General features: G+C 66.6%; 9 protein-coding genes. 4 read left to right on the plus strand and 5 right to left on the minus strand.

What is annotated here, in order from left to right; translation table 11 throughout:
• Positions 1–23 precede the first annotated feature (23 nt).
• Complete coding sequence (locus ASD15_RS18985; RefSeq protein ID WP_057156572.1) at positions 24–770, minus strand: helix-turn-helix domain-containing protein; 747 nt, start codon at positions 768–770, stop codon at positions 24–26.
• A gap of 201 nt (positions 771–971) precedes the next feature.
• Here ASD15_RS18985 and ASD15_RS18990 point away from each other — a divergent pair, with 201 nt between their 5' ends.
• Both ASD15_RS18990 and ASD15_RS18995 read left to right on the plus strand, forming a co-directional pair.
• Complete coding sequence (locus tag ASD15_RS18990) at positions 972–3,065, plus strand: bifunctional diguanylate cyclase/phosphodiesterase (protein ID WP_082551947.1); 2,094 nt, start codon at positions 972–974, stop codon at positions 3,063–3,065.
• A gap of 72 nt (positions 3,066–3,137) precedes the next feature.
• Complete coding sequence (locus tag ASD15_RS18995; RefSeq protein ID WP_082551948.1) at positions 3,138–5,744, plus strand: EAL domain-containing protein; 2,607 nt, start codon at positions 3,138–3,140, stop codon at positions 5,742–5,744.
• Here ASD15_RS18995 and ASD15_RS19000 read toward each other — a convergent pair.
• The 4 genes from ASD15_RS19000 to ASD15_RS19015 all read right to left on the minus strand — a co-directional run bounded on the left by ASD15_RS19000 (position 5,695) and on the right by ASD15_RS19015 (position 10,081).
• Positions 5,695–6,531: a response regulator gene (locus ASD15_RS19000; protein ID WP_057156574.1), complete on the minus strand. Its 837-nt coding sequence runs from the start codon at positions 6,529–6,531 to the stop codon at positions 5,695–5,697. The two genes, ASD15_RS18995 and ASD15_RS19000, sit on opposite strands and share 50 nt — an antisense overlap.
• A complete protein-coding gene (locus ASD15_RS19005) occupies positions 6,524–8,287 on the minus strand; it encodes an ATP-binding protein (protein ID WP_229418275.1) in 1,764 nt (587 codons plus the stop codon). The genes ASD15_RS19000 and ASD15_RS19005 overlap by 8 nt, the downstream gene beginning before the upstream one ends.
• Positions 8,288–8,478: 191 nt before the next feature.
• Positions 8,479–9,204: a Crp/Fnr family transcriptional regulator gene (locus ASD15_RS19010; protein WP_057156575.1), complete on the minus strand. Its 726-nt coding sequence runs from the start codon at positions 9,202–9,204 to the stop codon at positions 8,479–8,481.
• 115 nt (positions 9,205–9,319) lie between these two features.
• On the minus strand, positions 9,320–10,081 hold the full coding sequence (locus ASD15_RS19015; protein ID WP_157201016.1) for an OBAP family protein: 762 nt from the start codon (positions 10,079–10,081) through the stop codon (positions 9,320–9,322).
• Between the two features lie 208 nt (positions 10,082–10,289).
• On the opposite strand from ASD15_RS19015, the gene ASD15_RS19020 reads away from it, so the two are divergent.
• The gene (locus ASD15_RS19020; protein ID WP_057156772.1) at positions 10,290–10,832 is read left to right on the plus strand and encodes a TRAP transporter small permease subunit; all 543 of its coding nucleotides are present in this window, start codon (positions 10,290–10,292) and stop codon (positions 10,830–10,832) included.
• Positions 10,829–12,592: a TRAP transporter large permease subunit gene (locus ASD15_RS19025; protein WP_057156577.1), complete on the plus strand. Its 1,764-nt coding sequence runs from the start codon at positions 10,829–10,831 to the stop codon at positions 12,590–12,592. The genes ASD15_RS19020 and ASD15_RS19025 overlap by 4 nt, the downstream gene beginning before the upstream one ends.

Here is a 12,592-nt window from a genome sequence, read left to right on the forward strand (position 1 = left end):
CCCGCCGTGCGCCCGCACACGGCTCAAACGGCGTGCATGGCCAGCCCTTCCTGCGCCGGGGCCGCCGCAATCGCGCGCAGGCCGGCCGTGTCGAGCAGTTCGATGGCGCGGTTGCTCACCGCCAGCAGGCCGTTCTGCTTGAACATCGACAGCAGGCGGCTTACGCTCTCCACCGTCAGCGCCAGGTAGGCGGCCAAGTCCTCGCGCGACATGCACAGCTGGAAGTTGGTTGCCGAGCCGCCGCGCTCGCCGTAACGCCCGCCCAGGTCGAGCAGCAAGCGCGCCAGCCGCTGCGGGGCACGCGCATTGCCGAGAAAGAGCATCTGGTCCTGGCGCTGCGCCAGGTTGGCACTGAGCAATTGCGACAGGCGCCGCGCCAGCGCCGGTTGCTGCGCCATCAGGCTTTCCAGCCCGGCATAGGGGAGGGAGCAGATCACGCTGTCCGACAGGGCCACCGCGTCGTTCGCGTAGCGGCCGTTGCCGATGGCGTCCAGTCCCATCAGGTCGCCGGGCATGGCAAAGCCCAGTACCTGTACGCCGCCATCCGGGGCCGCGCGCTGCAGCTTGAACTGGCCGCTCAGCACCGCATGCAGCTGGCCGAAGGGCGTACCGCCGACTTCCACGCGTTCGTGCCGCGCCACCGGCCGCCGCTGCGCCACGGTACGTTCGAATTCATCCAGCGCGCCGCCTGCCAGGCCAGAGGGCAGGCAGAGCGCGCGCCAGCGGCAGTTGGCACAGTTGGCGGAGGAAAGCGGGGACGGCTGATTCATTGTGGCAAGAAACCTTTCATACTTGAAGTTGCAGAATATCAAGTATGCAAAGCTGCGCCTTTGATCCATATCAAAAAATCCTGCACTACCTTTCCTTGCTGCGCTGCAAAAATACGGCGCTTTTTTGATCTAGATCAGTCTTTTTGTTGCCCAACGTCAGTATTCTTGCGCTGATTTCCCTGAAGTAATGAGCGAGGAGCCATGAACAACACCCAATCCGCAGCCCACGGCCTGGCGGTGCATGCACTGCTGGACGCGTTACCCGACGAGATAGCCGTGCTCGGCCCGGATGGCACCATCCTGGCGGTCAACCGCGCCTGGCGCAGGTTCGCTGCGCGCCACGGCGCAGGCGGCGCCGAGGCAGTCGGCGCAGTCGGCAGCAACTACCTGGCCGCATGCCACCAGGGGAGCACGGCGGGGCAGGCCCACGCCGGCATCTCGGCGGTACTGGCCGGGGCCTCGGAGCGCTTCCAGATGGAGTACGCGCTGCCGACTGCGGAAGGGGAGCGCTGGTTCGGCATGTCCGTTACGCCGCTGGAGGCGGGCTGGCGGGGGGCGCTGGTGGCACACACCGACACTACCGAGCGGCGCCGGGCCGAAGCGGGCCAGCGCATCGCCGCCATCGCCTTCGATTCCCCGGAAGGCATGATGGTGACCGACGCCGACGGTATCATCCTGCAGGTCAACGCATCGTTCAGCCGCATCACCGGCTACAGCAGCGCCGAGGCGGTGGGGCGGACACCGGGCATGCTCAGCTCGGGCCGCCACGACGCCGCCTTCTATCAGGGCATGTGGGCCGCCATCGGCGCCAACGGCCGCTGGCAGGGCGAAGTCTGGAACCGCCGCAAGAATGGCGAAGTGTATCCGGAACTGCTCAACATTGCCGCGGTGCGCGACGGCAGCGGCGCCGTCACGCACTACGTGGCCTCGCTCAACGACATCACGCTGAGCAAGGCGGCCAGCGACCAGATCAAGAACCTGGCCTTCTACGACCCGCTCACGCACCTGCCCAACCGGCGCATGCTGCTGGAGCGGCTGGCGCAGGCGCTGCCCGCCGCCCACAGCAGCGGCCACCACGGCGCGCTGATGATCATTGACCTGGACGACTTCAAGACCCTCAACGAAACGCTGGGCCACAGCACCGGCGACCTGCTGCTGCAAAAGGTCGCGGCCCGGCTGCACGCCTGCCTGCGCCAGGGGGACACGGTGGCGCGCCTGGGGGGCGACGAGTTCGTGGTGCTGGTGGAAGGCTTGAGCGCGCAGCAGAGGGAGGCCGGTACGCAGTGCGAGGCGCTGGCCGGCAAGGTGCTGGCGGCGTTGAGCCGTCCTTACGGGCTGGGCCCGCACCAGTGCCACAGCACGCCCAGCATCGGCATCACGCTGTTCAGCGGCGGCGTCGAGCAGCATGCCGACGAAGTGCTGGCGCAGGCCGACATTGCCATGTACCAGGCCAAGCAGGCCGGCCGCAACGGCATCCGCTTCTTCGACCAGAGCATGCAGGACAGCATCAGCGACCGGGTGCGGCTGGAAAACGAGCTGCGCCACGCCATCGACACCCAGCAGTTTGAACTCTATTACCAGCTGCAGGTGAACCGCCTGCATCAGCCCGTGGGGGCGGAGGCGCTGATACGCTGGCGCCAGCCGGACGGCAGTACGGTCTCGCCGGCGCGCTTCATTCCGCTGGCCGAGGAAACCGGCATGATCTTGCAGCTGGGCCAGTGGGTGCTGGAAAGCGCCTGCGCCCAGCTGCGCGCGTGGCGCAGCGAGCCTGCCATGGCGGCACTGACGCTGGCTGTCAATGTCAGCGCGCGCCAGTTCCACCAGTCGGACTTCTGCGAGCAGGTCTGCTCGGCCGTGCAGCGCTACGGCATCGACCCGGGCTTGCTGAAACTGGAGCTGACCGAGGGCGTGCTGCTCGACAACACGGACGACACCATCGCCAGCATGCAGGCGCTGCGCCGCCTCGGCGTGCGCTTTTCGCTGGACGATTTCGGCACCGGCTACTCCTCGCTGCAATACCTGAAGCGGCTGCCGCTGGACCAGTTGAAGATCGACCAGTCCTTCGTGCGCGATCTGGTGAACGACGGCAATGACCAGGCCATCGTGCTCACCATTATCGCCATGGCGCGCAGCCTGAACCTGGACGTGATCGCCGAAGGCGTGGAGACGGACGGGCAGTGCGCTTTGCTTGGCCAGCTGGGCTGCCAGTCCTACCAGGGCTATCTGTTCAGCAAGCCGGTGCCGGCAGCGGCGCTGGCGCGGCTGGTGCAACAGGGAATTCCCGGGGCGATTTGATCCACATCAAGGCTTTTGTAGCTATATGGACACTATAGTGTATCAACTTATAATAAAACCTGACAGGGATCCATGAATCAAACCATGTCCGAACAGCTGGGCGTGCTGGTCGAAGAAATGATGCCGGACGCGGAGGCGGTGCGCCGGCGCCTGGCCTTCCTCGAGTTTGGCCACACCGATGCAGTCTTGCTGCGCCAGGCCCACGATGGCCTGGAACGGCAGGCCGGCCCGGTGATCGACGCGTTCTACCGGCACCTCGGCAGCGTGCCCGAACTGGCCGGCATGCTGGCCGACAAGGTCCGCTTCGAGCGCCTGCAGCGTGCCCAGTCCAACTACTTCAGCAGCCTGTCCGGCGCCCCGGTCGATGGCGACTACGTGCGCGACCGCGTGACCGTGGGCCTGGTGCACCAGCACATCGGGCTCGAACCGCAGTGGTATATCGGCGCCTACCGCAAATATCTGGCCTCCATCGGTGGCGTGTTGCGCGAGCAGCTTGCAGACCAGCCTGACCTGACGTGGGAAACCTACGGCGCGCTGCTCAAGCTGGTCTTTTTCGACCTCGGCCTGGCGCTGGACACCTACATCCGTTCCGGCGAACAGGACCTGCTGCGGCTCAAGACGTATTCCGAGCAGGTGATCGACAGCATGCCGGCCGGCGTGATGGCGGTGTGCGCCAACGGCACGGTGCGCACCATGAACCAGGCCTGGTGCGCGCTGCTGGCGGTGGAGGGCCGGGACGCGGCCGGGCAGCCTTACGCGGCCTTCGTTCCGCAGCCGCAGCTCAGGGCCGGCATCGCGGCCGGCCTGGGCGACCCAGATTACCGCCAGGAGCTGGTGATCAGCGCCGGCGCCGACCACCAGCCGGCGCGCCAGCTGCGCTGCAAGCTGACGCGCGTGCCGCTGGACGGGCAGCGCATGCTGCTGCTGGTGATCGAGGATGTGACCGCGTCGATGGAGGCGCGCGCGCAGCTGCGCGCCAGCGAGGCGCGCTTCCGGGCCGCCTTCGGCCAGGCCGCCGTGGGCCTGGCGCAGCTGTCGCTGGACGGGCGCTGGCTGCGCGCCAACCTCAAGGTGCAGGGGCTGCTGGGTTACACCGAGGCCGAGCTGGCCGGCATGACGCTGTGCGACGTGCTGCCGCAGGAAGAGCGCGCGGCCGACACTGCGGCGCTGCACGGCCTGCTGGCCGGCGATAGCGACGGCTACTGCCGCGAGCTGCGCTACCGCCACAAGGCCGGCCACCTGGTGTGGGTGCAGGCGAGCTACTCGCGCATGTACACCGAACAGGACGGCATCACCCTGATCGGCGTGATCGAGGACGTGGCGCAGCGCAAGCGCTACGAGCAAGAGTTGACGCAAATGGCCAACCACGACGCGCTGACCGGCCTGGCCAACCGGGCGCTGCTGCTGGACCGGCTGACCCAGGCCGTGACCTATGCGCGCCGCGCCAGCCGCTGGGTGGCGGTGCTGTTCCTCGACCTGGACCGCTTCAAGAACATCAACGACAGCCTGGGCCACGACGCCGGCGACCAGGTGCTGGTGGAAGTGGCGGCCCGGCTCTCGGCCTGCGTGCGCAACGGCGACACCGTGGCGCGCCTGGGCGGCGACGAGTTCGTGGTGCTGCTGGCCGACGTGGCGCGCGGCGAGGAGGTGGCGGTGGTGGCGCAGAAGCTGGCCGACGCGCTGGCGCTGCCGATGTCGGTGTTCGGGCATGAGATTACGCCGGTGGCCAGCTTCGGCATCAGCCTGTATCCCAAGGACGGCGGCGACAGCCAGGCGCTCCTGAAAAACGCGGACGCGGCCATGTACAGCGCCAAGAAGCTGGGCGGCGCCCAGTTCCAGTTCTATGCGCTGGACATGAATCTGCGCACGCTGGACCGGCTCAAGCTGGAGGCGGCGCTGCGCCACGCCGTCGAGCGCGACGAGTTCGAGCTGCACTACCAGCCGCAGCTGGACCTGGCCAGCGGCGCCATCGAAGGCGTGGAGGCGCTGGTGCGCTGGCGCCGGCCCGGCCACGGCCTGGTGCCGCCGGCCGAGTTCATCCCAGTGGCGGAGGAGACCGGCCTCATCATCCCGCTGGGCGACTGGGTGCTGCGCGCCGCCTGCGCCCAGCAGGTGGCCTGGCGCGAGGCCGGCCTGGGCGACCTGCGCATGGCGGTCAACCTGTCGGCACGCCAGTTCAAGCAGCACGACCTGATGCACAGCGTGGTGCAGGCGCTGCACCAGACCGGCTGCGCGCCGGAGCGGCTGGAACTGGAAATTACGGAAAGCGTGCTGATGGAACATCCCGACGCGGCCACGCTGATCATGCAGCAGCTCAGCGACATGGGCGTGCAGCTGTCGATCGACGACTTCGGCAGCGGCTATTCCAGCCTGGCGTACCTGAAGCGCTTTCCCATCCATTCACTGAAGATAGACCGCGCCTTCGTGCACGACATCACCACCGACGACGACGACGCGGCCATCGCCAGCGCCATCATCGCGCTGGCCCACAGCATGAAGCTGACGGTGATCGCGGAAGGGGTGGAGACCGAGCAGCAGCTGGCCTTCCTGCGGCGCGCGCAGTGCGACCAGGTGCAGGGCTATTACTTCAGCCGGCCCTTGCCCGCCGCCGCCCTGGCTGGGTGGCTGGCTAAGGCGCCGGCGCCGCCCGCTGCGGCAGCGCCGACAGCAGGTGGGTGATGTCGCGGCCGACGCCGCGGTAGCCGCTGAAGCGCCCGCCGCCGTCGAACATCGGCTCGCCGCTGACTTCAACGTACTGCATGGCGCCGCGCGCCGTGGTGCGGCTGCAGATCAGGTCGAGGAAGGGCTTGCGCTCGGCGATGTTGGCTTCCAGCGCGGCGCGCTCGGCGGCGTTCCAGTCGCCCACCGGCTGGCCCGGGGCCTGTTCCAGGCCCAGCATGCCGGCCGCGCCGCCCGAACTGCACGCCAGCGCGCCCTCGGCGTCCTGCTCCCAGTACCAGTCCGACGACAGCTCGGTGAAGCGCTGGAAGCGCGCCTCGCTGGCGCGCAGCTCGGCGGTGCGCTCGAGCACGGTGAACTCGAGCTGCTGGTTGTAGCGGTTCAGGCGCTGGTGCAGCAGGCGCAGTTCCAGCATGTTGCGGATGCGCGTCTGCAGCTCCACCAGTTCATAGGGCTTGCTGACGAAGTCGCGCGCGCCCGCTTGCAGCGCCCGCAGCTTGTGGTCGGGCTGGGCGGTGACGACCAGCACCGGCACATAGCTGTCCGGCTCGATGTCCTGCAGCCCGGCCATGACGCCGAAACCGTCCAGGCCCGGCATCTGCAGGTCGAGCAGGATCAGGTCATAGGAGTGTTCGAGGTGCAGCGCGCGCACCGCGAACGGATCGGTGCAGGACGTCACGCGCTGGTAGCCGGCGTTGTCCAGCATTTGCTCCAGCAGCATGACGTTGGCCTCCTGGTCGTCGACGATCAGGATGCTGGCGTTGAGTATGGCGGATGCTTCAATCATGGTGTTCTACCTTGGTGTTCAACTTGGTGTCCAACTTGGTGTCCAACTGAGTGTCCAATTTCTGGTCCTGGCTGTACTGCAGCGCGATGTCCAGCGTGTCCATGAACTCGGCCACATTGATCGGCTTGGTGAGATAGCGGAAGAACCCGGCCTGCAGGCCGCGCTCGATGTCGCGCGGGACCGCGTTGGCCGACAGCGCCACGACGGGAATGCGCGCGGTGGCCGCTTCCGTCTGCAGGATTTTCAGGCAGCCGAAGCCGCTGATGCCGGGCAGGTTGATGTCCATCAGGATCACGTCGGGCAGGCAGGTGCGGGCCAGCTGCAGGCCAAGGCTGCCGTCGATGGCAGTCAGCAGCGCCAGGTCGGTGCGGCGCGCCACCAGCTGCTCGACCAGGCTGAGGTTGGCCGGATTGTCCTCCACGTACAGCAGCGTGCGCAGCGCCGAGGACAGCGCGGGGAGTTCGGCCGGCGGCGGCACATAGGTGGCCACGTCCAGCATGGGCTCGCTGCTGGCCTGCATCTCGATCCAGAACGAGGTGCCCACGCCCGGCGCGCTGTCGACGCCGATGCGGCCGTTCATCAGTTCGATCAGCTGGCGCGTCACCACCAGGCCGATGCCGGTGCCTTCCTCGCCGCTTTCGTCCTGGCCCAGCCGGTTGAACGGCTGGAACAATTGCCCCAGCTGGGCCGGCGTCAGGCCGTGGCCGGTGTCGTCCACGCTCACGCGCACCACGCCGTCCATGCTGGCGCAGCGCACCGTGACGCTGCCGCCGTGGCGGTTGTATTTGATGGCGTTCGACAGCAGGTTGATCATCACCTGCTTGACCCGGGTACGGTCGGCGTGCACGAACAGCGCCTGGTCCGGTTCGGGGAAGTACATGGTGATGCCGCGCTTCTCGGCCAGCGGCGCTACCATGGCATGGCAGTCGTGCAGCACGTCAAGCAAGCCCATCGATTCGCGCGACATGGTGACGCGGCCCGATTCGATCATGGCCAGGTCGAGGATCTCGTTGATCAGGCGCAGCAGATACCAGCCAGCTTTCATGATCTGGTCAAGCGAGCGCTGCTGGCGCAGCGGCGGCGGCGGCTTTTCGGACGCCATCAGCTGCGCGAAACCCAGCACCGCGTTGAGCGGCGTGCGCAGTTCATGGCTCATGCTCGACAGGAATTCGGACTTGGCGCGGTTGGCCTTGTCGGCCGTGGCGCGGGCCTGCTCCAGTTCCACGTTGCTCTCCTGCAGTGCCTGCTGCTGCTCGCGCAGGCGCTGGTCGAGCAGGGACTGGACCGCCTCGGCCTGCTTGCGCGCCGTGTTGTCGGTGCCCATCAGCAGATAGCCGATGACCTGCTCGCGCCCGTCGCGCAGCGGACTCACCGAAACGAGGGCCGGCAGGCGGCTGCCGTCCTTGCGGATGTAGGTCAGCTCGTAGATGTCCTCGATGCCGCGCGTAGCCTTGAACACCAGCGCCTCGAAGCCGGGTGCGATCGCCGTGCCCAGCTCTTCGCTCAGGGAGGCGGCGCGCGCCACCAGTTCGTCGGCGTCCGAAATGCCGGCCGGTGTGATGCGGTTCACCACGTCGGCCGCCTCGTAGCCCAGCATGCGTTCGGCGCCGACGTTGAACAGCTGGATCACCCCCTGCGTGTCGGTGGCGATGCTGGAAAAATTGGCGCTGTTGAAAATGGCGTGCTGCAGCGCGTCCGCCTTGAGCAATTGCTGGCGGCCGTGCAGCACCGCGCTGCGGTTGCGCATCATCCACATGATGCGCAGGTAGACCCCGCCCAGGAACAGGGCGCCGGCCAGGGCCATGTTGCCGGCCAGGCCCAGGCTGGTGGCCGGGTCGAGGCGGCCATTGCGCGCCATGGCGAACGTGCCCAGCAGCAGCACCAGCGTCACGCCGAAGCCGCCCAGCAGCAAGCGTTCGGTCGGGGTCTTCTGTTTGGAAACCATGCTCACTCCCGGTTGTCGCGCACGTCGGACAGCAGGCGCGCGAACTCGCTCTTGACCACTTGGTAGCACTCGCACACGTCCGCTTCCAGCCCGGCACGGTCGAGCACGGTGATATGGCCGCGCCGGTAGCTGATGTAGCCGAAGTCCTGCAGGCGGCCGGCCGCCTCCGTCACGCCTTCGCGGCGCACTCCCAGCATGCCGGCGATCAGCTCCTGGGTCATGGTCAGTTCCTTGTCGCCCAGGCGGTCCAGCGTCAGCAGCAGCCAGCGGCACAGCTGCTGGTACAGCGTGTGGTGCCGGTTGCAGACCGCCGTTTGCGACATCTGCGTCAGCAGCGCCTGGGTGTAGCGCAGCAGCAGGCGCATCGCGGGGCCGGCCCGGTTGAACTCTTCCTGCAGTATGGCAGCCCGCAACCGGTAGCCGTGGCCGCCGGTCTGCACCACGGCGCGGCTGGGCGTGGAATCGCCGCCCATGAACAGTGCGATGCCCAGCACGCCCTCGTTGCCCACGCCGGCAATTTCCGACGAGCCGCCGTTCTCGAGCAGGTAGTGCAGCGAGACGATGGCGGTGGTGGGAAAATAGACGTGGGCGAGCTTGGCCCCGGATTCGTACAGCACGTCGCCCAGCCGCATGGCGACCAGTTCGAGGTGCGGCGCCAAGCGCGCCAATTCGGGGGCGGGCAGGGCGGACAGCAGATGGTTTTGTGTGGGGTCGTTAAGACCGGACATGTCAGGATTCCTGATTCCAGTCGTTAACTAGGTGGGTAGCAGAGGCGGCCGAACGATTGCCGTGTCGACACAGTAACACAGCGCATGTGTTTCCGTTGGTTTCTCTGCACGGTCCCTATTTATTCGCCACGCCCGGGATGTCCTTGGTCGCGGGGCCGAATTTGCCCTTCAGCTCGTCCACGCCCGATTGCGGCCGGGCCAGCGGCCGCAAAGCGGCCCGCTTGCCGCGCTTTTTCTCGGTGCTCATCTTCATGCGCTGGTCGCGCGCGGCCACCAGGCCGGGCAGGGCTTCGCCGTCGCGGTTGAAGGACCAGGCCAGCATCGGCTCGCCCAGCGGCAGCGTGTCATTGGGGTGGCCCTGGTGGCCGGTATTCCACACATGCCAGGTCTTGCCGTGGCTGTTGAGCTTGTCCTTCATCAGCGCCGTTTCCGCGGCTTCCGGTATCCCCGGCGCCACCAGTTGCCCGCTCAGGATTTCGCCGTTGTGCGGATGCCAGTACTTGCGCTCGGCTTCCGGCAGCGTTTCAAACAGCTTCTCCGAAATGATGTACTCGATGCCATGCAGGTTTGCCGCCTGGGTATTGCCGTCGAACAGCACGCACTGCGCGAAATCCTGGTTGCGCTGGTGGCAATAGTGATGCGCCTCGATCTGCTGTTCCGGATGCTCCTTCATGGGGTGGAAACCGACCAGGTAGATGTCGAACCTGGCCGCCGGCGTGTTATCTTGCAACACTTTCGCGCCGCCTTCCAGCACCCGGGTCCGCGCCGTCTTTTCCGCGCCCGGCGGCGCGGCAGCCGGCGCCACCGGTTGCTGCGCGGCGGCGCCGGCTGCCGCCAAGGCCGCTGCCAGAGCGGCTCTCTGAAATCCCGTGCCCATGCGCGCCTCCATGCCACATGCAAACAGGGCACCAGCGTAACGTCTCCGTGGGCCTGCCCGCCACACCTTTCCGCAGGCAAACCGTTGCTCCGGGGCGGTTACCAGCGGGTGAATATTGATGTACTATCCTTGCAACAATCCTTTAATTTTCACAACGACCGGATGGCGCAATCACCTTGCACCAAAACGGCACAGGAGACATTTGTACATGCAAGGATTACTCCGCCTCTCGCACTGGCTCGACAAGATCGGCTACCGCTGCGGGCAACTGGCCAACCTGATGATACTGGCTTCATGCGTCGTCAGTGCCAGCAACGCCATGATCCGTTACGGCTTCGACTGGAGCAACAACTGGCTGCTGGAACTGCAGTGGTACCTGTTCGGCGCCGCCGTCATGCTGGGCGCCAGCTACACCTTCCAGCGCAACGAGCATGTGCGCGTGGACCTGGTTTACGGCCACGTATCCGAGCGCAAGCAGCTCTGGATCGACGTGTTCGGCATCATCTTCTTCCTGTTCCCGGCCTGCGTGCTGTTCGCCTGGCTGTCCTGGTATTCGCTGTTCATGCCCTCGTGGGAAGTGCTGGAGCAGTCCAGCAACTCCGGCGGCCTGCCGCGCTACCCGATCAAGATCATCGTGCCCCTTGGCTTCGCGCTGCTCACGCTGCAAGGCATAGCCGAACTGATTAAACGCATCGCCGCACTGGCCGGCAAAGCCCACCTGGACAGCAAGTACGAAAGGCCAGTGCAATGATTCCGCTCGAAATAATGCCGCCGCTGATGTTTGGCGGCCTGGTCGTGTTCATGCTGGTCGGCTTCCCGGTGGCGTTCTCGCTGCTGGCGGTCGGCCTGTTCTTTGGCCTGATCGCCATGTGGCAGGGTTTCTTCGGCGTGTCCTTCATGCAGGCCGTGCCGCAGCGCATCTTCGGCAGCGTGCTGGCCAATGATCTGCTGCTGGCGATTCCGTTCTTCACCTTCATGGGGGCGGTGCTGGAAAAGTGCCGCCTGGCCGAGGACATGCTGGACTCCATGGGCCAGCTGTTCGGCAAGATGCGCGGCGGCCTGGGCTACTCGGTCATCATCGTCGGCTTCATCCTGGGCGCCATCACCGGCACCGTGGCGGCGCAGGTGATCGCCATGGCCATGATTTCGCTGCCGGTCATGATGCGCTACGGTTACCACATGCGCTACGCCACCGGCGTGCTGGCCGCTTCGGGCACCATCACGCAACTGGTGCCGCCGTCGCTGGTGCTGGTGGTGCTGGCCGACCAACTGAAAACCCAGACCGCCAGCGCCGATGTGGGCAGCATGTACCTGGGCGCCTGGGGCCCGTCGCTGGTGCAGATCGGCCTGTTCGCGCTTTACACCTTTGTGCTCTCGCGCGTGCGTCCGGACTGGCTGCCGGCCGCCCCGCGCGACGAGAAAACGCTGGAAGGCTGGGCCTTGTGGCGCCAGTGCCTGCGCGGCATCATCCCGGCCGCCGTGCTGATCTTCATGGTGCTGGGCACCATGATGCTGGGCATCGCCACGCCGACCGAATCGGGCGCCATGGGGGCGCTGGGCGCGGTGATGCTGGCGGTGCTCCGGCATCCGGAGTTCACCCTGCGCGACAAGGTCGTGTTCCGGGTGGGCATGGCGGCCATGGTGCTGGCCGGCCTGATCGGCGCTTTCTACTATGAAAAGCTGACCGGCCTGGCGCAGCCCGCCAAGCCCTTCGTGCAAGCGGCGCTGGCGGTGCTGTACATCGCCGTGATCTGGATGGTGGTGCGCGCCAGCCGCATCAAGCCGCTGCGTGAACTGATCAAGCTGAGCTACCAGTCCACCATGCGCCTGACCGCGATGGTGGTGTTCATCCTGATCGGCTCGACCTGCTTCTCGGTGGTGTTCCAGGGCGTGGACGGCGGCGTGTGGGTCGAGCACCTGTTCACCGGCATACCCGGCGGCTGGATCGGCTTCCTGCTGGTGGTCAACCTGTTCGTGTTCTTCCTGGCCTTCTTCCTCGATTTCTTCGAAATCGCCTTCATCGTGGTGCCCATGCTGGCGCCGGTGGCGCAAAAGATCCTGGCGCCCGAGCTGGAGCCGATGATGGGCAGCCCGGAAGCGGCCGCCTCGGCTGCGCTGGTGTGGTTTGGCGTGATGCTGTGCGTGAACATGCAGACCTCCTTCATGCACCCGCCATTCGGCTTCGCGCTGTTCTACCTGCGCGGCGTGGCGCCCAAGGAAGTCAAGAGCTCCGATATCTACTGGGGCGCCTTGCCGTGGGTGGGCCTGCAAATGGTGATGGTGCTGCTGGTGGCGGCGTTCCCGCAAACGGTGACCATGTTCCTGGACAAAGGCACACCGGGCACAACGGGCTCGGGCGACCTGATCATCGAACGGCCGGCCGGGGATACCGGGCAGGGCGCGGAACCGGACTTCCAGATTCCGCAGTTCGACGACAGCACGCCGGCCGAACCGCCCGCAAGCAAACCGGAGCCGGCGCCGGCACCCAAGCCGGAACCGGACAAGAAGTAG

This window comes from Massilia sp. Root351, from assembly GCF_001425045.1.
GTDB lineage: Bacteria > Pseudomonadota > Gammaproteobacteria > Burkholderiales > Burkholderiaceae_D > Rugamonas.

Bases quoted from the DNA above. Each gene is read 5' to 3' on its own strand.
- ASD15_RS18985 (WP_057156572.1), bottom strand. From the start codon at position 770: ATGAATCAGCCGTCCCCGCTTTCCTCCGCCAACTGTGCCAACTGCCGC.
- ASD15_RS18990 (WP_082551947.1), top strand. From the start codon at position 972: ATGAACAACACCCAATCCGCAGCCCACGGCCTGGCGGTGCATGCACTG.
- ASD15_RS18995 (WP_082551948.1), top strand. From the start codon at position 3,138: ATGAATCAAACCATGTCCGAACAGCTGGGCGTGCTGGTCGAAGAAATG.
- ASD15_RS19000 (WP_057156574.1), bottom strand. From the start codon at position 6,531: ATGATTGAAGCATCCGCCATACTCAACGCCAGCATCCTGATCGTCGAC.
- ASD15_RS19005 (WP_229418275.1), bottom strand. From the start codon at position 8,287: ATGTGGATGATGCGCAACCGCAGCGCGGTGCTGCACGGCCGCCAGCAA.
- ASD15_RS19010 (WP_057156575.1), bottom strand. From the start codon at position 9,204: ATGTCCGGTCTTAACGACCCCACACAAAACCATCTGCTGTCCGCCCTG.
- ASD15_RS19015 (WP_157201016.1), bottom strand. From the start codon at position 10,081: ATGGGCACGGGATTTCAGAGAGCCGCTCTGGCAGCGGCCTTGGCGGCA.
- ASD15_RS19020 (WP_057156772.1), top strand. From the start codon at position 10,290: ATGCAAGGATTACTCCGCCTCTCGCACTGGCTCGACAAGATCGGCTAC.
- ASD15_RS19025 (WP_057156577.1), top strand. From the start codon at position 10,829: ATGATTCCGCTCGAAATAATGCCGCCGCTGATGTTTGGCGGCCTGGTC.